This window comes from Caulobacter sp., assembly GCF_017744445.1.
Lineage (GTDB): Bacteria > Pseudomonadota > Alphaproteobacteria > Caulobacterales > Caulobacteraceae > Caulobacter.
Genome location: NZ_JAGIBH010000003.1, coordinates 20,318 through 39,038 on the forward strand (window position 1 = coordinate 20,318; position 18,721 = coordinate 39,038).

Consider the following 18,721-nt stretch of genomic DNA (forward strand, 5'->3'; position numbering starts at 1 on the left):
GGTAGGGCCGGGCGGTGGCGGGGTCAATGTGGCGGAGTGCGGCGGGGAGTACTTAAGGGGAGTGGGCAGTAAGATTGTAGGTTGCCGCCATGCCGCCAAACCTAACGCCAAGCAGAAGTCCTATCTTTACACGCGTAGAACTGATCGCCGCGCGATCCTGCTCGTGAATTTTGAGAAAGCTGGCATACTTTTCCTGCGGGATTTCAGGAGGGGGCATTGTGATACAAGAAACCGATCCAAATCGGGCCGCGCTCCATCGTCTCTCGGCCTTTGCTATACGCACCCAGCTCATTCTTCAGGCGTGTAGATGCCTGGTCGGCGCCTACCAGCCGCGCGCGCCGATGGGGCGGGCCCGGCCAGATCCCACGGGGCAGCTCAAGCCCGGTGAACTCCGGCGAGCCCTTTCATTGATCCTGATCGAGAATGGTGTCGACCTGAAGGGGGCTGAGAGGGCGATCGGCGATCAGCTGGACGAGATCGATTTGATCCAGGAGCGCCGCTTCCCGCCCGAACGCTACCAAGATGCTCTGTGCAAGCTCCTCGTGACTATGAGCGATTCATCTGGGCAGGATCTCTTGGTCGAAACGCCGCTCGAAGGACACTTTCTCCATACGGTGGAGGCCGCGATAAGCGCTCAAATTCAAGAGCTCTCACACCTGCAAAGGGAAATGGAGTATATGTTTTCAGCGCCGAGTGGCGCCGTCGGGGTTGATCTTGAGTCCGAAGTGCAAAGCGTCGTCGATCGCTTCAAGGACATGCAGGACGGCAAGAATAGATCCGTCAATTATATTGAGCCTCAGTTCATTGTTCCGATTGTCATGGTGCCGCCTGATCCATTTCGTCGGGTCGTCATTCTGCTCGTCGAAAATGGTGTCAAGTATACGCGCGACATGAGGAATGGGCAGCGGCCCTGGGTCGATATTCGGATCAAGACCAGCGACACGAAGGTGGAGGTCGAAGTCGACAGCTGGGGATGCCCGGTTTTTGAAGATGAAGAGGAGGCAGTCTTCGAACGCGGCGTTCGAGGGCAGGCGGCCAAGCGTCTGGGCATCGCGGGCAGAGGCGAGGGGCTGGCAGAGGCCCGAAGGCTGGCTGAGTCCTTCGGTGGAAGTCTCCGCATCTGGTCACAGGATCATCCGAAGCGAGATGATTGGGTTCCCGGTCAGAACATACGGACTTGGGCCGTCCTCAGTGTGCCGCGTTCAGGTCCGGACAAGGCGAGCGACTGACGGCGTCACATCTCGAGCGATGCAATGGATCCGCTCGTTTTGAGTGCCGATCACGGCGCCTTCCATCAGGGGTGAGATTGGCGGCCGCCATGTCCCGAGCCTGAAGGCTGGCGCTAGCCGCTTCTCAAACCGATCGATCACGAAGGCCTTGTCACTCACGGTAAAGAATTCCGATCCAGTCTGCGTCAGCCTCAGGATTTCGCGGCAGGTGATCTGGTCGTAGAGGCGCGGGGCGGGCATAGCGATGTTGTTGAGCGGGCTTGGGAAGTAGCAATGCACGACGTCGAACTCCACCCGGTCATCAAGCCTCGATAACTCCGCGTGGGCAACGCCTGTGACCACACCGACGTTTTTCAGGTTTCGCTTGGCGATTTGTCGGCCGATTTCATCCGCGGCGTGTATGTTCATATCTATCAGAACATGGAAGTCGTCCGGATTTTTTGTCGCCAGGGCTAGCGCGACTTCGCCATTGCCCGGGCCTAGCTCAAGCACGAGTCTGCCGCTTAGGCTGAGGCTATCGAGCCCACGATCGACGAGCTCGCAAATTGCAGGTCGTGGTGTCACGTGAAGTCCGAGAGTTCGCGCCTTAGGTCGTCATGCGCGTCTTGAATGCCCTTCGAGATGTCGACGTAGAGCATTCCCGACAAGTCACTTGGAAGTTCCAGATCGCCTTCATAGAGAAGCACGACCCGCCCCTGCTCTCGCCCGAACTTGCCCAGAAAATATCCGGCTTCGAAGATGACATTCTGCCTGGATCTGAAATGCAGATCTGGTTCGCTTCGTACGCTCTGGTCTGAAGCGTCTTTCTGAATTCCCTCCAGCTGCTGCCTACTAATGGCGCGGTCGTCGCGCGTAAGGAGCACGAAGACGGCATCGCAATGGGCGGCCGATCGCTCGAATTTTTCGATCAGGGACAGTCCAGCGCCGCGCTCATTTGCAAGAACAATGCGATGCTCGAACTTGGTGTTCAATCTCAGCCATTTGTCGAGTTCTGCGACCATTGCATGGTCGTGTCCGTGGACGATGAAGCAGCTCAGAGGGAAGGCCCGATTGAGTGCAAACCGTCGCCTCATGTAGTGGCTCACGGTACGAAGGTACCGGGAGCTATCTTTCTTGATTAGGAAGTTGTCGATTGAAACAAGGTCTGCGCTGGAGAGCTCGCTACGTTTCGATGACCCGATAACATAGGCTTCAGGGAACCGGCGCTTGAGGCATCTCGCCAAGTAGGAGCCATATTCATGAACATGGGCCTCCTGCGTCGTTTTGTTCTGTTGGTTCAGAGGAAGCATCATGTCGATTAGAGCGCAGTCGATGTGCGTGTGTTCTTCTATGATCGCGTATGCACTCTCATGGGTGTCGGCTTTGATGACTTCAAAGTGATCGGCCCCCACATAGTCAACGAGGCAGTCCAAAAGGTAGGCGTCGTCTTCGATGTGAAGAAGCACACGTCGTTGCACGCCGTCCTCCTCATTCGCCTTGGAAGTGTCGGCACGTATCTAATCGCCTTCAGGTGTGCTCGCCTAGCCTTAAACATCGCTTGGGTGGACGTCCAAGCACAGAATCCAGTGAGCACGAATTCCAGTCTCGCGGTTTCTATGCGGCACGCCTCCCACATCTCATATCTGCGCGGCGCCCGTCAGCTTTCTTTGTTGGCAACCTGGTCTTGCCTCGGGCCCTTGAGGTTGTCGGCGCCTCTGCGCAACCTTGTGAAGCTAGCACTGGACCCAGGACACCGGGCTGGACATGACGCGCATACTTCTGATCGAGGACGAGCCGGAGATGGCCCGGCTGGTGGCCAGTAATCTGGCGCGGGCGGGGCTGCTGGTGGATGTGGCCGGGTCGATCGACCTGGCGCGGGAGGTCCTGAGGACGGCGCGGTTCTCGCTGGTGCTGCTGGATCGGGGATTGCCCGACGGCGAGGGGCTGTCGCTGCTGCCCGACGTCCGGGCGACCCAGCCGGGCGCGCCGGTGATCCTGCTGACGGCCCAGGACCGGCTGGACGACAAGGTGCGGGGCCTGGACGCCGGGGCCGACGACTATCTGACCAAGCCCTTCTTCACCGACGAGCTGATGGCCCGCATCCGCGCGGCGCTGCGGCGGCCCGGCGGCGAGGCCGCCGCGCCGGTGGTGTGCGGACGATTGTCCTTCGACCTGCAGACCCGCGAGGCCAGCATCGACGAGACACCCCTGACCTTGGGGCGGCGCGAGCTCTTGGTGCTGGAGGCCCTGGCCCGGCGGGTCGGGCGGGTGGTGCAGCGCGACGCCCTGCTGGACGCTGTCTACGGCCTGGACGACGAGGTGCAGCCCAAGGCGCTGGACGCCCACGTCTCGCGCCTGCGCCGCCGCCTGAACGAGGGCGGGGCCGGGGTGATGATCCACCCGGTGCGCAATGTCGGCTACATGCTGAAGGCCCTATGAGGCGCCTCTCGTCCTCCTTGGCCGCGCGGCTGATCGTCTGGTTTGTGGCGGTCCAGTCGCTGGTCTCGGTGCTGGCCATGGCCGTCACGTTGTTCCTCTGGCGCCAGCCCGGCGACGAATACGCCTTCGCCCAGATGCACCTGGAGGAGGTGGTCATGGCGGCGATCCGGCGCGAGCCCGACGGCCAGCTGGTGCTGGGCGAGACGCCGGCGCTGAAGGCCTTCCGCGCCGAGCGGCCGGACGTCGAGGTCGCGGCCTTGCACGGCGCGCGGATCCTGCCGGGCTCGTCGCCGGTGCTGGAGCAGGCCCTGCGCCGCCAGGGCGCGCCGGCCTTCATCAGCGCCACCTTCGTCTTCAGCCAGGGGCCGCTGGCCGGCCAGACCGCGACGGCGACGATGCGCGGCGGGCCGTTCGGCGACATCGTGGTGGTCGGGGTCGGCAATCGGCTGCGGCTGGCCGACCTGCCGGCGCTGGGCCTCTATATGGGCGCCTATCTGGTGCGGGTGATGATCCTGGTGATGCTGGGCGCGGCGGTGGTGACGCCGTTCGTCATCGGCCGGGCGCTGGCGCCCCTGCAGCAGGCTGGGCGCGAGGCCGCCCGCATCGACATCCGCCGCCGCGACCTGCGCCTGCCGGTGGGCGAGGGCGTGCCCAGCGAGCTGGCCGGGCTGATCGGGGCCATCAATGCGGCGCTGGACCGTCTGGACCACGGCGTGCGCCGCCAGCAGCGCATCGCCGCCGAAGCCGCCCACGAGCTGCGCACGCCGCTGGCCGTACTGGCCGCCCGCATCGACAGCCAGCCGGTCTCCGACGACCAGCTGGCCATGCGTCGCGACCTGGAGCGGATGCGGACCCTGGTCGACCAGCTGCTCTTGGTGGCGCGGCTGGAGATCGCCGACGCCCCGCGCGACGAGACCTTCGACCTGGTGGCCCTGGCCCGCGATGTGGTCGCCGACTGCACGCCGCTGGCCCTGGCGGGGGGCCGCGATCTGGCTTTGGTCCCCGACGTCGAGCGGCGCATGGTGCGCGGCAGCCGGCGCGTAGTCGAGGGCGCGCTGACCAACCTCGTGAACAACGCCATCCGGGCCGAGCCGGTCGGCGGGGCGGTGGAGGTGCGAGTGCCCGACGCCGACGAGCTGCGTGTCGTCGACCACGGGCCGGGCGTGCCGCCGCACGAGCGCGAGCTGGTCTTCGACCCGTTCTGGCGGCGCAATGACGACCATCCCGGCGCGGGTCTGGGCTTGGCGATCGTCAAGCAGGCGGCCGTGCTGCATGGCGGCCGGGCCTTCGTGGAGGACACGCCAGGTGGCGGCGCGACCTTCCGCCTGACGCTGGGCCAGGGGTAGGCGAACCTACTTCTTGGCGTCCTTGACGGCGTCCTTCAGGTCGCCCTGCTTCACGTTGCCGGCGACCTTGTCCTTCTTGCCCTCGGCCTTGAGGTCGTCGTCGCCGATGACCTTGCCGACGCCGGACTCGACCTTGCCGACGGTCTCCTGCTTGCGGCCGGCTTCCTTGTCGCAGGCGGCCAGGCCCGACAGGGCGGCGATCAGGGTCAGGGGGAGAAGAAGACGAGTCATGTTGGGCTCCGGTTGAACCTTCACAACGCAAGCGGGGCCGCTGACGATCCCTGATGTGATCGTGTGGAACGACCTGGGCCGCGCCGAATTGACGCCGAATGCACAAGACGCATCAGCTATTGAACCCTCGCACCGAAAGCTTTGCCCTGGCGGCGCTGCTGGGCCTGGGCGTGGCCCTGGCCGTGTTCCAGGACGTCGCCGACGACCAGGACGAGCCCGACGGCCAGGCGTCCGACTGGAAAATCCTCAAGGGGTTGCGGCGCGGCGGCGATCCGGCCCAGCCGGTCGGACCCGAATGGGTCAAGGATGGCCTGACCGAGCTGACCGCCGTGGCCGGCGTTACCGTGCTCGCTGGCGCGACGGGCGTGGTTTCGGGCGGCCTCTTGATCGCCGGCAAGCGGCGCGAGGCGCTGGTGCTGACGGCGTCGTTCGCCGGGGCCCTGGCCCTGAGCGAGGGGCTCAAGAACCTTTTCAAGCGCGGACGCCCGCCGGCCGAGTACCGCGCCGCCGAGGCCGTGAACGAGAGCTTCCCCAGCGGTCACGCCCTGCTGTCGGCGGCGACCTTCCTGTCGCTGGCCTTTGTGGTGGCGGAGGGCGCGAAAGGTTCGGCGATGCGCGCCTACGCCCTGGCGTGCGGTGCGGCGGGCGCGGCGGCCGTCGGCTTCAGTCGCGTCTATCTTGGCGTCCATTGGGCCAATGACGTGCTGGGCGGATGGGCGGCCGGATCGGCCTGGGCGGCGACCTGCTGGCTGCTAGGCCACCGCCGGGACTAGATCCCTATTTCGACGCTTCGGGCTCCGAGCCCAGCCACGCCTTGCGGAAGGCCAGCTGCGCGTCGGTGGGCTTCAGGTTGGCCTTCTCGAAGCGCACGACTTCCAGCGTCGGGTCGGCGGCGACCTTCAGCGGGGCCTCGCGCATCTGACCGCGCTGGACGAACTTGATGGTCGTGGCGTCGTCGGGCTTGAGGCGGTCAAGAGCGTCGGTCCAGTCGGCCTCATTGGCGAACTCGAAGCGGCCGATGCTGACGATGCGGTCGCCGACCTCCAGGCCGGCGGCGTAGAGCGGGCTGCCCGGGACCGGCGGGGCGTCCAGGATCAGCTCGGCGCCGTTGGCGCGGATGCGCGAGGCGCCCAGCCAGGCCTTCTTGGGCGCCTTCGGACGCAGCTTCAGGCCGGCCTGCTCCAGCAGCGGGGCGAAGTCGGGCAGGGCCGAGCCTTCGATGCTGGCCTTGAAGAAGGTGTCGGCGAACTTCGTGTCGTTCGTGGTCTGGGCCAGGGCGGCGCGGATATCGGCCGGCTTGTAGGGTTTCTCCGGCGCGCCGTGGGTCTTCCACATGCGCTTCATGAAGTCGTCCAGGCTGAGCGGCTGCTTTCCTGCTTCTTGGGGGCGCCCACGCAGCTGTAGGTCCAGAGCCAGGCCGATGATCGCGCCGTACGGATAGTACGAGGTGAAGATGTTCGGATTGGTTGGGTCCAGCGCGGCGGCGGCGTCGACGAACGGCGCGCGCAGGCTCATTTCCTGCGGCGAGCCGTACAGGCGGCCGGGACCGGTGACGACGCCGTTCAGTGTGCCCGACAGCGCAGCCAGGTACTCGTCGGTGGTCGACTGGCCGGCGCGGCGGATCAAGAGCGGGCCGTAGTACTGGGTGAAGCCTTCGGCCAGCCACAGCGACGGGGTCGGGTTGGCCTTGGTGAAGTCGAACGGCTCCAGCTCGGCGGGGCGGATGCGCTCGACGTTCCAGGCGTGGAAGAACTCGTGGCTGGCCGTGCCCAGCTGGGCGAAGTTGGCGCGGAACAGCGAGCGCGGCTGGCTGATGAAGGTGGAGTTGCGGTGCTCCATGCCGTCGCCGGTGATCTGCGGCATATAGTCGGCGATGAAGGTGTAGGTCCCGTGGTCGAACTTGGGCAGCTCGCCGAACACCTTGATGTGCTCGGGCACGATCGCTTTGAGTTTGGCGACGAACTTGTCGGCGTCCTCGTCCGTGCCGGGGTTATGCAGCGCCAGGCGGAAGGTGTAGTCGCGGCCCTGGTCGGTGACCTTCCACTCGCGCAGGGTGAAGGCGCTGATCTCGGTCGGGCTGTCCATGAAGTACTGCAGGTTCGGGGCCCAGTACGTGTCGGCCGCGCCGGCGACGACGGGTAGCTGGGTGGCGACCCGCCAGCTGGGATCGGCGCGCTTGAAGGCCACGCGGATCGGCTTGTCGTCATAACCGTCGGCCCACAGGAAGGTGGCGGGCATGTTCAGGTGCGCGTGGGTGGCGTCGACCTGGGAATAGGTGCCGTCGCCGCGGTCGGCGTACAGCGTGTAGGTGACCTTCACCGTGCCGTCGTGGCCGCTGACGGCCCAGCCGTAGGGATCGGTGCGCTCGACGGCCAGCGGCTTGCCGGCCCCGTCGACGGCGCTGACCTTGTAGACGTTCTTGGCGAACTCGTGGATCGCGTAGCGGCCGGGCGACGAGCGCGACATGTTCAGCCGCAGCGGGCCCTTCGGCGCGCCGCGATAGGTGGCGACGACCTGGGCCTCGTGGTGGGCGGCGTTCTCGAACGAGACCTCGTACTGGACGGGGGCGTTGGCGCCGGGATCGGCGGCCGCGTGGGCGGTGGTGGCCAGCAGGGCCAGGCCCGACAGGCCGAACAGAACTTTACGCATGCGCTCCCCCGAAAAACGAAGGGCGCACCATGGCCAAGCCCGCGCGTCGCCGCAAGGCGGGGCGGTTAGCCTCGGCTGGCGGGCTTGCGGCGGCGGGGCACGCGGACCACGGCTTCGCCATCCATGATCGGTTCTTCACCAACCAGGCCTTCGCAGCGCAGGGTGACGCGGGCGCTTTCCGGATCGATGGCCGCGACGGTGACACGGGCGGTGACCACGTCGCCGATCCGCACCGGCTTGTGGAAGGCCAGGGTCTGGCTGAGGTAGATCGAGCCGGCGCCGGGCAGGATGGTGCCGACGACCGCCGAGCCGAACGAGGCCGACAGCAGGCCGTGGGCGATGCGCCCGCGATAGGCCGTTTTGCTGGCGAAGGCCTCATCCATGTGGACGGGGTTGAAGTCGTCCGAGGCCTCGGCGAACAGGCCGATGCGCTCTTCGGTGACGGTGACCTGTTTCTCGGCGACCATCCCGACGGACAGTTCTTCCAGGATGTAGCCGCCGGAGGGGTGACGTTCGATCATGTCCGGCGGTTACCGCTCACGGAAGGCGGTGGCCAGTAAAATCGGCATTTGCCCCCTCCCAATACCGTTTTCCCGGCGAAAGCCGGGACCCAGATTCAGCCTGAGCGGCTGGGCATGATCCGAGAGGTGCCCTGTCAACGGGTCCGGCGCTCAGGGCTCGATCTGGGCCCCGGCTTTCGCCGGGGAGGCGGGTTTGGATCAATGATGCCCCGCGCTCGCTGCCGGCTTCTTCTTCGGCGCGCGCGCCAGCATGCCCTTGGCGATCTCCTCCTCGCCGATCAGGGCGTGGGTGGCGCCGGTCTGCTTGAGCAGGGCGACGTCGGCGTCGGTATAGGCGCGGGCGATGATCTCGCACTGCGGATTGGCCACGCGGGCCTGCTCGATGATGCGGGCGGCCTCGAACGGGTTGGGCACGGCGACGAACAGGTGGGTGGCCTTGTCCAGGCCGGCCTTCAGCAGTACCTCGGGCTTGACCGCATTGCCGCCGACCGTCTCGAAGCCGGCCTTGCGCAGGTCTTCCGCGCGCTCGGCGTCGTCCTCGATCACCACCAGTGGGGTCTTGCCTTTCAGGCCCTCGGCGACGGCCTTGCCGACGCGGCCATAGCCGATCAGCAGGGCGTGCGGCTTGGCGGCGGCCGGGATCGGCGGCTCGCCCGAGGCCTCGCGTTCCTTGGCGATCATCTTGGGCAGCAGGCGGTCCAGCCAGGCGAACAGCAGCGGATTGACCAGGATCGATAGGATGGCGCCGGCCAGGACGAGGTCGCGGCCGTCGTCGGGCAGCAGCTTCAGCGACACGCCCAGGCCGGCCAGGATGAACGAGAACTCGCCGATCTGGGCCAGGCTGACCGAGATGGTCAGGGCCGTGCTCATCGGGCGGCGGAAGGCCAGGACGATGACCAGGGCGGCCAGCGACTTGCCGATGACGATAATGGCCAGGGTCGCCAGCACGGCGACGGGCTCGCGGATCAGCACCATCGGGTCGAACAGCATGCCGATCGAGACGAAGAACAGCACGGCGAAGGCGTCGCGCAGCGGCAGGGTCTCGTTGGCGGCCTGTTGGCTGAGCTCGCTCTCGGCCATGATCATGCCGGCGAAGAAGGCCCCCAGGGCGAACGACACGCCAAACAGGGCCGCCGAGCCGAACGCGACGCCCAGCGCGATGGCCAGCACGGCCAGGCGGAACAGCTCGCGCGAGCCGGTGTGGGCGATGCGGTGCAGGATCCAGGGGATCACCCGGCGGCCGACGATCAGCATGAAGGCCACGAAGGCCACGACCTTGCCGATGGTCATGGCGAAGGCCATGCCGACACCGCCGGTCTGATGCGCGGGGGCCTCTCCGCCCAGCACGCCCGACAGCGCCGGCAGCAGCACCAGGGCCAGCACCATGGCCAGGTCCTCGACGATCAGCCAGCCGACCGCGATCTTGCCGCGCCCGGTCTCGATCAGCCGCCGCTCTTGCAAGGCGCGCAGCAGCACCACGGTCGAGGCGACCGACAGCGCCAGGCCGAACACCACGCCGGCGCCGACGCTCCAGCCCAGCGCCACGGCCAGGCCGAGGCCCATCACCGTCGCCGCCCCGATCTGCACGACCGCGCCGGGGATGGCGATGTTCTTCACCGCCATAAGGTCCTTCAGCGAGAAGTGCAGGCCGACCCCGAACATCAGCAGGATCACGCCGATCTCGGCCAGCTGCGGGGCCAGTTCCTGGTCGGCGACATAGCCGGGCGTGAACGGCCCGACGAGCACGCCCGCCAGCAGGTAGCCAACTAGAACCGGCAGCTTCAGCCGGTTGGCGATGGCGCCGAAGACGAAGGCCAAACCCAGGCCCGCGACGATGGTGGCGATCAGCGAGGTGTGGTGCAAAGGCTCTCCTTGACGATCAGCTTTTTCGGGCGTACTCAACCAATATGGGTGATAAAACCCAGGTACGCCAGATGCCGCACGCAAAAATTCTCCTTCCGGCCCAGTGCCGGGCCGCCCGGGGACTAATCAATTGGTCCCAGGGAGAGCTCGCCGACAAGGCGGGCGTGTCGCGCAGCACGGTCAAGGACTTCGAGACCGAGCGCCACGCCTTGCACCATAGCACCGAACGCCTCCTGATCGACGCGATCGAGGCTGGCGGGGTGTCCTTGATCGTGGCGGACGAGGCTGGACCGGGCGTGCGGCTGAAGCGACCGGTTTAAGGACGCCGAGCGCGTCAGGCGAAGTGTGGGCGGTTCGCCGCCCGGACGCGCGACAAACGAAAGAGAGGGGCAGTGGCGCACGAGGTTTCACCAGAGAGCTACAAGGACCTGGTCCTGTTCCTGGCGACCGCCGGCATCGTCGCGCCGATCTTCAAGCGCCTGAAGATCAATCCCATCCTGGGCTACCTGCTGGCCGGGGTGATCCTCGGACCCTTTGGTCTAGGTCGCTTCATCCACGTCGCGCCCTGGCTCGATTACTTCACCGTCGACAACCCCGACGAAATCGCCCAGCTGGCCGAGTTCGGGGTGGTGTTCCTGCTGTTCATGATCGGGCTGGAGCTGTCGTGGGAGCGCCTGCGCCTGATGCGCAAATGGGTGTTCGGCCTGGGCGCGATCCAGGTGATCGGCTGCTCGCTGGCCCTGGGCGCCGGGGCCATGGCGCTAGGCCAGAACCCGGTGGCGGCCCTGACCCTGGGCGCGGCCCTGACCCTGTCCTCGACCGCCATCGCCGTGCCGGTGCTGGCCGAGCGTCGCCGCCTGCACTCGGAAGCCGGCCGCGCCACCTTCTCGGTGCTGCTGTTTCAGGATCTGGCGGTCGCCCCGATCCTGATCACCCTGGCCATACTGGGCCGCGGCAATGGCGCCTTCCAGCTGAAGGACCTGCTGGCCCTGGCGCCCGCCGCCATCGGCCTGGCCGCCATCGTCCTGGTCGGGCGCCTGGCCCTGCGGCCGATGCTGAAGTCCGTCGCCAAGGCCAAGAGCGAAGAGATGTTCATGGCCGCCTGCCTGCTGGTGATCATCGGCGCGGGCATGGTCGCCGCCCTGTCGGGCCTGTCGATGGCGCTGGGCGCCTTCGTGGCCGGCGTGCTGCTGGCCGAGACCGAGTATCGCCACGAGGTCGAGGTCAAGATCGAGCCGTTCAAGGGGCTGCTGCTGAGCCTGTTCTTCGTGTCGCTGGGCATCCGTCTGGACCTGTCCTTGCTGGCCGCCCAGCCGGGCGCGATCCTGGCCACGGCCGTGGGCCTGCTGTTGCTGAAGACCAGCGTGGTGTTCGGCAGCGGCCTCCTCATGGGCCTGAACAAGCGCGCGGCGATCGAGGCGGCCCTGATCCTGGCGGCCGGCGGCGAGTTCGCCTTCGTCTTGCTGGACAACGCCATGAGCGCCCAGGTCGTCTCGCCCGCCATCGGCCAGGCGGTGCTGGTCTCGGCCACCCTGACCATGTTCCTGATCCCCGGCTTGGCGGCGCTGGGCGGGTATCTGGGCCGCAAGAGCGCGCCGCTGCCGGTCAGCGAGGCCCCGCCCTCTACCGAGCTCGAGCCCGACCGCGTGGGCCCCGAGCCGGCCGGCCAGGTGCTGGTCATCGGCTATGGCCGCGTCGGCAAGCTGGTCGGCGACATGCTGGGCCGCCACGAGCTGTCGTGGATCGCCGTCGAGCGCGACGCCCGCCTGGTCGAGCAGGGCCGGCGCGACGGCGCCCGCATCTATTACGGCGACGCCTCGCGCATCGAGCTGCTGGAGCGCTGCGGCCTGGCCACGGCCAAGGCAGTGGTCGTGACCATGGACGCCTTCGAGGTCGCCGAGGCCGTGGTCGCCGCCGCCCGCGGCGAGCGTCCCGACGTACCGATCGTGGTCCGCGCCCGCGACGCCCGCCACGCCGCCCGCCTGTACGAACTGGGCGCCACCGACGCGGTGCCCGAGACCATTGAGGCCTCCCTCCAGCTCTCGGAAGCGGTGCTGGTCGACATCGGCGTGCCGATGGGACTGGTCATCGCCTCGATCCACGAGCGCCGCGACGAGTACCGCAAGGTGCTGAACCGTCCGGATGCGCTGGGTGGACGGCGCCGGCGGTTGCGCGACGCGACGCTGCGGTAGTTAGGAGTTCCCCATGATCGAACGTATCGGCAAGGCCCAACGTTGGAGCGACGCGGTCGCCGCCCATGGCCTGGTGTTCCTGGCCGGCCATGTGGCCGAGGAGACGCGCGGGCAGTCGGTCTTCGTTCAGACGCAGGAAGTGCTGGCCCAGATCGACGACACCCTGGCCCAGGCCGGGGTGACCAAGGCCGCGCTGGTCAGCGTCACCATCTACCTGGCCGACATCGCCGGCTTCGACGAGATGAACCGCGCCTGGGACGCCTGGGTTGATACCGACAACCCGCCGGCGCGGGCGACGGTGGAGTCGCGCCTGGCCCGGCCGGACTACGCGGTCGAAATCGTCGGGGTGGCGGCGCGCTAGGCGGTCGATACTCAGCTCTGAACCACCCAAACCCGATCATCCCCGCGAAAGCGGGGACCCAAGCTGACTTTCAGGATGATGTGAGACCGAGCTCAAGCCCGCTGACTCGGCTTGGGTCCCCGCTTTCGCGGGGATAGTCGGTGATGGGGATAAGCTTCTAGCTTAGTGTCGATCCGCGCTAGCCGGCGACCCGGTCGAGATTGACCAGCAGGCGCTGCAGCAGGCTGATCAGCTGCTGGGTCTCCGCCTCCGAGAAGCCGTCCAGCACTTCCTGATTGCCCGCCAGCAGGGTGGCGACCGCGTCCGGCAGCCGCGCCTCGGCGGCGTCGGTCAGGGTGACGCGGCTGCTGCGGCCGTCGGCGGGATCGGGCGTGCGCTGGATCAGGCCGTCGCGCTCCATGCGGGCCAGCATCTGGGCCATCGGCGGCTGCTCGACCTTGGCGAAGCGGGCCAGGTCGCGCTGGGTGCTGGCCTGGCCGTCGCGCAGCGCGACCAGCACCGGCACGTGGCCAAGGCCAAAGCCCAGGGGCTTGAGCCGCGCCTCGCTGAGCCGGGCGAAACCGCGCGCGGCCAGGCTGATCAGGTGGCCCGGCGTCGACAAAACATCCATCGCGGCTCTTTCCTTGCATTCCGTCATGTCTAGATACATACGTGCATATGTAATTGGCAAGGAGTGATCCCATGGACGCCGAAATCGCGGTCCTCAACGGTCTGTACGAAAGCTTCAACGCGCGCGACATCGACGGGGTGATGGCCTGGTTGACCGACGACGTCGCCTGGGCCAACGGCATGGACGGCGGCCACGAGCAGGGCCAGGCGGCGGTGCGCGACTACTGGACCCGGCAGTGGTCGGTGATCAGCCCGCATGTGGCGCCGGTCGGTTTCCATCGCGCCGACGACGGGGCGGTGGTCGCCGAGGTCATCCAGACCATTCGCGACCTGGACGGCAATCCGCTGGAGGGCCAGACCCATGGTCTCAAGGACAAGACGGTCGGCCACGCCTTCACCTTTCGCGACGGCAAGGTGGCGCGTTTCGACATCCGCGACATAGAGTAGGCCAACCACAGGAGAGCCCCAGCATGATCACCCTCTACGGCGAAGGCCGGGGCTTTCGGGTCGCGTGGCTGCTGGAGGAGATGGAGCTGCCCTATCGGCTGCGGCCGGTGGACATGCTGGCCGGGGTCGAGAACGATGCGGAGTTCATGGCCATCAACCCGGCCGGCTTCATCCCGGCCATCCGCGACGGCGACGTCACCATGGTCGAGTCGATCGCCATCATGGAGTATCTGATGGCCCGTCATGGCCCGACGCCGCTGGCCCCCGGTCCGCTGGATCCGGCGTTCCCGGCCTATCAGCAGTTCCTGCACCTGGGCGAGGCGGGGCTGGCCGTGCCGATGTTCATGCGGGTGGTCAGCCAAATCCTGGCCCCTGACGACGAGAAGGACAATTGGGGCGCCCGCAAGGGCGTGACGATGTTTGAAGGCCGCCTGCGCCTGGTGAACCGCCAGCTGGAGCGCGCGCCCTACATGGCCGGCGAGGTGTTCACGGCGGCCGATATCTCGGTGACCTACGCCCTGCAGTTCGCCAAGCGCGCCGGCGGCTACGACCTCAGCGAGGCGCAACAGACCTATGTCGCCCGCACCACGGCGCGGCCGGCCTATGCCCGGGCGATGGACGTCTGCGCGGCGACCAAGGGCTGGGCCCAGTCCCTGGGAGAGGCGGTCGGATGAGCCACCGCATCTACGCCATGAGCTTCGCCAGCGTTTATCCGCTCTACGTCGCCAAGGCGGAGAAGAAGGGGCGAACCAAGGAGGAGGTCGACGAGATCATCCTGTGGCTGACCGGCTTTACACAGGCCGAGCTGGAGGCCCACATCGCCGACAAGACCGACTTCGAGAGCTTCTTCGCCCAGGCCCGCCTGAACCCGGCGCGGGCGCTGATCACCGGCACGGTGTGCGGCGTCCGCGTCGAGAACGTGGAAGAGCCGCTGATGCGCGAGATCCGCTACCTGGACAAGCTGGTCGACGAACTGGCCAAGGGCAAGGCGATGGCCAAGATCCTGCGGACGCCGGCTTAGTTCAGTTTTCCCAAATCCGACTGTTCCCGCAAAAGCGGGGACCCAAGCCGAGGCGGCGGGTCATCGCTCGGTCGCGCCCCATTCTGGAAATCAGCTTGGATCCCCGTTTTCGCGGGGACAATCGGTGATGGGGGAATCCACTCTAACCCAACCCCGCTTTCAGCACCGAATAGACACGTGGATCCTGCATCTGGGCGACGTTGAAGCGCATGAAGTCGGGGGCGGTCTGGGCGGCGCTGAAGACGTTGCCGGGGGCCAGGATGACGTCCTGCTCGAGGGCGGCGCGGGCCAGGTGCGAGGCGTCCTTGCCGTCGGGGAGGCGGCCCCACAGGTAGAAGCCGCCGCGCGGCGTGACCCACGGCTTCACGCCCAGGGCCGCGAGCTTGACCGTCGTGTCGCGGCGTGCGCCCGACAGTCGCCGGCGCAGGGCTTCGACATGGCGGCGATAGCCGGTGTCCATCAGGCTGTCGAAGACCAGCTTGGCCGCGACCGGGCTGGCCCCGCCGAAATTGGTCGCCACCTGCAGGTCGACCAGGGCCTCGATCCAGTCGGGCCGCGCGGCGATGTAGCCGCAGCGCACCGAGGCCGACAGGGTCTTGGAGAAGCTGCCGATGCGGATGACGTTGGTCAGCCCATCGAAGGCGGCCAGGCGCGGCGACGGTTCGGGCTCGAACTCGGCGAAGATGTCGTCCTCGACGATGACCAGTCCGTGAGCGGAGGCGACGGTCAGCAGCCGGTGGGCGGTCTGGGCCGTCAGGGTGGCGCCGGTCGGATTGTGGATCGCCGAATTGGTGATGTAGAGGCGCGGCCGCTCCGTGCTCAGCACCTCGGCGAACCGCGCGAGGTCCGGGCCAGTGGGCGTGTAGGGCGCGCTGACGATCCGCACCTGGTGGGCGCGCAGCAGGGCCTGGAAGTTGAAGTAGCAGGGATCGTCGACCAGCACCGCGTCGCCGGGCTTGAGCAGGAAGCGGCAGATCAGGTCGATGGCCTGGGTGCCCGAGGCGGTCAGCAGGACTTGCTCGGGCCCAACGTCCAGTCCGTCGGCTGCGGCGCGGCGGGCCAAGAGCTGGCGCAGGTCCAGCAGGCCGCGCGAATGGCCATATTCGACCAGCGCCTGGTCGTCGGCATGCGACAGGCCCCGCATCGCCTTGCGCAGGATCGCACCGGGCATCCAGTTGGGCGGCAGCCAGCCGCAGCCGGGCTTCAGCGCCTGAACCGAGGCGTCCAGCGACTGGCGCGACACCCACAGCGGATCGATGGCGCGGTCGGCGCGGGGCGCCAGGTCGTTGACGGCCGGGGTGGCGACGCCTTCCGAGACATAGAAGCCCGAGCCCGGTCGCGAGCGCACCACGCCTTCAGCGGCCAGCCGGTCATAGGCCTCGACCACGGTGGAGGGCGAGACCTTGTGGGTCGCGGCCAGGACGCGGATCGACGGCAGGCGCTCGCCGTGCGTCAGGGCGCGGCTGGCGATGCGGGCGCGGATCGCGCGCATCACCTCGTCGGTGCGGCTGGCGGCCTTGGCCATCGAAGTGTTCCTCAACTGTATGGCTATGAGTAGCATACAGTTCGGTTCGGATCGTATCGACCGTTTCTGTGTCCGGCGCGGTGGCGCTCGTACAGCACGCCCATGGAACAGACATCCAAAGGCTGGGGCAGCGGGCTCCTGGGCGTGATCATCTTCAGCGGTTCGCTGCCGGCCACGCGTGTGGCGATCGGCGGCTTCGGGCCGGTGTTCCTGACCTGCGCACGCGCGGTGATCGCGGCCCTGCTGGGCGCGGTGCTGCTGTGGGGTCTCAAGCAGAAGCGGCCGGCCCAGAAGGACCTGAAGCCGCTGCTGGTGGTGGCCCTGGGTGTGGTCGTGGGCTTTCCGCTGCTGACGGCGCTGGCCTTGCAGCATATCGACACCGCCCACTCGGTCGTCTTCGTCGGGCTTTTGCCGCTGGCGACGGCGATCTTCGGCGTGCTGCGCGGGGGCGAGCGGCCCAAGCCCGCCTTCTGGATCTTCTCCATCATCGGCAGCCTGTCGGTGGCGGGCTTCGCGGTCTCGCGCGGCGGGTCGGGCTCGGTGATCGGCGACCTCCTGATGGTGGCGGCGATCGTCGCCTGCGGGCTGGGCTATGCCGAGGGGGCGGTGCTGTCGCGGCGCCTGGGCGGCTGGCAGGTGATCTGCTGGGCGCTGGTCCTGGCTCTGCCGGTGATGGCGATCCTGGCGGTGGTCACCCTGCCGATGACCTGGAGCGGCATCGCGGCGGGCGCCTGGCTGGGCCTGGCCTATGTCTCGGTGTTTTCGATGCTGATCGGCTTCGTGTTCTGGTACCGGGGCCTGGCCCTGGGAGGGATCGCCAAGGTCGGGCAACTGCAACTGCTGCAGCCGTTCTTCGGCCTGGCGCTGGCCGGCCTCTTGCTGCACGAGGCGGTCGCGCCCGCCATGCTGGCCGTCACCGCCGTGATCGTGCTGTGCGTGGCCGGCGCCAAGCGGTTCGCCTAGAGCGCTTCCGCGCGGTACCGCCGTCGCGCGCCGGCGACCTTCACGATGCGCAGGAAGTGTGGGCAGTCCATCAGCTGGGGGACCTTGCAATCGGCGGCGTGGCGCAGGCCGTCGCGCATGCGGGTCAGCTGCTCGATTCGGCGATCGAGGTCGTCGGCCTTGGTCCGCAGGCGGCCGCGGTCGATGTCGGGGCCGTCGAGCAGGGCGGCGATCTCTTCCAGCGAGAAGCCCGACGCCCGGCCCAACGCGATCAGTGACAGCCGCTCGGCGGTGTCGGCCGCGAACATCCGCTTGAGCCCCCGCCGCCCGGTCGAGGCGATCAGCCCCTTCTCCTCGTAGAACCGCAGCGCCGAGGCCTGGGCGCCCGAGCGTTTCGAGAGTTCTGAAATATCGATGTCGAACACCGCTTGACCTCAAGTGCGCTTGAACTTGCAGGATGAGCGACGACACAAACGACCGCAACGACGGAGACAGGCATGAGTGATCGCGACATGGCGGCCTATTGGGACCGCGCCGGCCGGGTGTGGGTCGAGCACCAGGGCTTGCTCGACCGGCTGATGGCCCCGATCGCCGAGGCGGTGGTCGAGGCTGCTGGTCTCGTGAACGGCGAGGCCGTGCTGGACGTCGGCTGCGGTTCGGGCGCAACCACCTTCGCGGCGGCTTGGCGCACCGGTCCGACGGGGCGCGCGGTCGGGGTCGACATCTCGCCGGCCCTGGTCGAGCTGGCGCGCCGCCGCGCGGGCGAGGACGGCGTCGAGGGCGTCGAGTTCCTGCTGGCGGACGCCCAGACGCAGGCCTTCAAAGCCGAGTACGACGCCATCGTCTCGCGCTTCGGGGTGATGTTCTTTCCCGACCCGGTCGCGGCCTTCGCCAATCTGCGCGGCGCGCTCAAGCCCGCCGGCCGGCTGGCCTTCGCGTGCTGGCGAAGCCCGGCGGAGAATCCGCTGTCGCAGGTCCCGCTGAAGGCGGCCGCGCCGTTCCTGCCCGAGGTTCCGGCGTTCGACGCCACGGGCCCCGGCCGCTTCGCCTTCGCCGACGCCGAGCGGGTGCGCGGCATCCTGGAAACCAGCGGCTGGCGGGACATCCAGATCGCGCCTCTGGACACGGTCAACCCGCTGTCCTTCGACGAGCTGATGACCATGAGCCTGCGCGTCGGGCCGCTGAATCCAATCCTGAAGGACGCCGACGACGACCTGCGCGACACGGTCTGGGACGCGGTGGCCATCGCGCTGGAGCCTTATGTGAAAGACGGCGTGGCCCAGATGACCTCGGCCTGCTGGCTGGTCACAGCCAAGGCTTGAGTTTTTAGCCAAGACGCCTTTAATGACCGAAGAGTCATTAAAGGC

The 18,721-nt window shown here is 67.5% G+C and carries 21 protein-coding genes; 12 read left to right on the plus strand and 9 right to left on the minus strand.

All coding sequences use genetic code 11. The annotated features are described in order from the left end of the window. Positions 1-218: 218 nt before the first annotated feature. The gene (locus J7528_RS05215; RefSeq protein WP_291871884.1) at positions 219-1,229 is read left to right on the plus strand and encodes an ATP-binding protein; all 1,011 of its coding nucleotides are present in this window, start codon (positions 219-221) and stop codon (positions 1,227-1,229) included. Here J7528_RS05215 and J7528_RS05220 read toward each other — a convergent pair. Together J7528_RS05220 and J7528_RS05225 are read right to left on the minus strand one after the other, a co-directional pair. Next, the gene (locus J7528_RS05220) at positions 1,203-1,721 is read right to left on the minus strand and encodes a hypothetical protein (protein ID WP_291871885.1); all 519 of its coding nucleotides are present in this window, start codon (positions 1,719-1,721) and stop codon (positions 1,203-1,205) included. The genes J7528_RS05215 and J7528_RS05220 overlap by 27 nt on opposite strands. 68 nt (positions 1,722-1,789) lie before the next feature. Continuing rightward, positions 1,790-2,686: a TIR domain-containing protein gene (locus J7528_RS05225; protein WP_291871886.1), complete on the minus strand. Its 897-nt coding sequence runs from the start codon at positions 2,684-2,686 to the stop codon at positions 1,790-1,792. A gap of 286 nt (positions 2,687-2,972) precedes the next feature. On the opposite strand from J7528_RS05225, the gene J7528_RS05230 reads away from it, so the two are divergent. Further along, positions 2,973-3,647, plus strand: a complete 675-nt coding sequence (locus J7528_RS05230; protein WP_291871887.1) for a response regulator transcription factor — start codon at positions 2,973-2,975, stop codon at positions 3,645-3,647. Beyond that, the gene (locus tag J7528_RS05235; protein ID WP_291871888.1) at positions 3,644-4,993 is read left to right on the plus strand and encodes a HAMP domain-containing sensor histidine kinase; all 1,350 of its coding nucleotides are present in this window, start codon (positions 3,644-3,646) and stop codon (positions 4,991-4,993) included. Before J7528_RS05230 ends, J7528_RS05235 begins: the two co-directional genes overlap by 4 nt. Positions 4,994-4,999: 6 nt before the next feature. Here the strand turns inward: J7528_RS05235 and J7528_RS05240 are convergent, their stop codons facing one another. Then, a complete protein-coding gene (locus J7528_RS05240; protein WP_291871889.1) occupies positions 5,000-5,224 on the minus strand; it encodes a CsbD family protein in 225 nt (74 codons plus the stop codon). 98 nt (positions 5,225-5,322) lie between these two features. On the opposite strand from J7528_RS05240, the gene J7528_RS05245 reads away from it, so the two are divergent. Continuing rightward, positions 5,323-5,997: a phosphatase PAP2 family protein gene (locus tag J7528_RS05245; protein WP_291871890.1), complete on the plus strand. Its 675-nt coding sequence runs from the start codon at positions 5,323-5,325 to the stop codon at positions 5,995-5,997. 4 nt (positions 5,998-6,001) lie between these two features. Here J7528_RS05245 and J7528_RS05250 read toward each other — a convergent pair whose 3' ends face one another. From J7528_RS05250 to ybaL, 3 genes are all read right to left on the minus strand, one after another. Beyond that, positions 6,002-7,873, minus strand: coding sequence for a M61 family metallopeptidase (locus tag J7528_RS05250; protein WP_291871891.1), 1,872 nt, complete (start codon positions 7,871-7,873; stop codon positions 6,002-6,004). Positions 7,874-7,938: 65 nt separating this feature from the next. Next, positions 7,939-8,394 carry a MaoC family dehydratase gene (locus J7528_RS05255; RefSeq protein WP_291871892.1) on the minus strand — a complete coding sequence of 152 codons (456 nt, stop codon included), beginning with the start codon at positions 8,392-8,394 and terminating at the stop codon, positions 7,939-7,941. A gap of 198 nt (positions 8,395-8,592) precedes the next feature. Further along, a complete protein-coding gene (gene ybaL, locus J7528_RS05260; protein WP_291871893.1) occupies positions 8,593-10,257 on the minus strand; it encodes a YbaL family putative K(+) efflux transporter in 1,665 nt (554 codons plus the stop codon). A gap of 71 nt (positions 10,258-10,328) precedes the next feature. On the opposite strand from ybaL, the gene J7528_RS05265 reads away from it, so the two are divergent. The 3 genes from J7528_RS05265 to J7528_RS05275 all read left to right on the plus strand — a co-directional run bounded on the left by J7528_RS05265 (position 10,329) and on the right by J7528_RS05275 (position 12,810). After that, entirely contained in the window at positions 10,329-10,577 is a 249-nt protein-coding gene (locus J7528_RS05265; protein WP_291872164.1) for a helix-turn-helix transcriptional regulator, read from the plus strand. Positions 10,578-10,649: 72 nt separating this feature from the next. Continuing rightward, positions 10,650-12,449 (plus strand): cation:proton antiporter, encoded by a 1,800-nt coding sequence (locus J7528_RS05270; protein ID WP_291871894.1) that lies wholly within the window; start codon positions 10,650-10,652, stop codon positions 12,447-12,449. Between the two features lie 13 nt (positions 12,450-12,462). Then, positions 12,463-12,810, plus strand: coding sequence for a RidA family protein (locus J7528_RS05275; RefSeq protein ID WP_291871895.1), 348 nt, complete (start codon positions 12,463-12,465; stop codon positions 12,808-12,810). A gap of 178 nt (positions 12,811-12,988) precedes the next feature. Here J7528_RS05275 and J7528_RS05280 read toward each other — a convergent pair whose 3' ends face one another. Next, positions 12,989-13,420, minus strand: a complete 432-nt coding sequence (locus J7528_RS05280; RefSeq protein ID WP_291871896.1) for a MarR family transcriptional regulator — start codon at positions 13,418-13,420, stop codon at positions 12,989-12,991. 71 nt (positions 13,421-13,491) lie between these two features. Between J7528_RS05280 and J7528_RS05285 the strand changes: the two genes are divergently transcribed. Genes J7528_RS05285 through J7528_RS05295 form a run of 3 tightly spaced genes read left to right on the plus strand, consistent with a single transcriptional unit; the run spans position 13,492 to position 14,887 of the window. Then, complete coding sequence (locus tag J7528_RS05285; RefSeq protein WP_291871897.1) at positions 13,492-13,866, plus strand: nuclear transport factor 2 family protein; 375 nt, start codon at positions 13,492-13,494, stop codon at positions 13,864-13,866. A gap of 23 nt (positions 13,867-13,889) precedes the next feature. Continuing rightward, positions 13,890-14,540 carry a glutathione S-transferase family protein gene (locus J7528_RS05290; RefSeq protein WP_291871898.1) on the plus strand — a complete coding sequence of 217 codons (651 nt, stop codon included), beginning with the start codon at positions 13,890-13,892 and terminating at the stop codon, positions 14,538-14,540. Continuing rightward, positions 14,537-14,887 carry a DUF2200 domain-containing protein gene (locus J7528_RS05295; protein ID WP_291871899.1) on the plus strand — a complete coding sequence of 117 codons (351 nt, stop codon included), beginning with the start codon at positions 14,537-14,539 and terminating at the stop codon, positions 14,885-14,887. The genes J7528_RS05290 and J7528_RS05295 overlap by 4 nt, the downstream gene beginning before the upstream one ends. A gap of 142 nt (positions 14,888-15,029) precedes the next feature. On the opposite strand, the gene J7528_RS05300 is transcribed toward J7528_RS05295, so the two are convergent. Then, entirely contained in the window at positions 15,030-16,412 is a 1,383-nt protein-coding gene (locus J7528_RS05300; protein ID WP_291871900.1) for a PLP-dependent aminotransferase family protein, read from the minus strand. Positions 16,413-16,514: 102 nt separating this feature from the next. Here J7528_RS05300 and J7528_RS05305 point away from each other — a divergent pair, with 102 nt between their 5' ends. Further along, complete coding sequence (locus J7528_RS05305; RefSeq protein ID WP_291871901.1) at positions 16,515-17,375, plus strand: DMT family transporter; 861 nt, start codon at positions 16,515-16,517, stop codon at positions 17,373-17,375. On the opposite strand, the gene J7528_RS05310 is transcribed toward J7528_RS05305, so the two are convergent. Beyond that, positions 17,372-17,779, minus strand: coding sequence for a helix-turn-helix domain-containing protein (locus J7528_RS05310; RefSeq protein WP_291871902.1), 408 nt, complete (start codon positions 17,777-17,779; stop codon positions 17,372-17,374). The two genes, J7528_RS05305 and J7528_RS05310, sit on opposite strands and share 4 nt — an antisense overlap. 72 nt (positions 17,780-17,851) lie before the next feature. Here J7528_RS05310 and J7528_RS05315 point away from each other — a divergent pair, with 72 nt between their 5' ends. Continuing rightward, the gene (locus tag J7528_RS05315; RefSeq protein ID WP_291871903.1) at positions 17,852-18,676 is read left to right on the plus strand and encodes a class I SAM-dependent methyltransferase; all 825 of its coding nucleotides are present in this window, start codon (positions 17,852-17,854) and stop codon (positions 18,674-18,676) included. Positions 18,677-18,721: the final 45 nt, after the last annotated feature.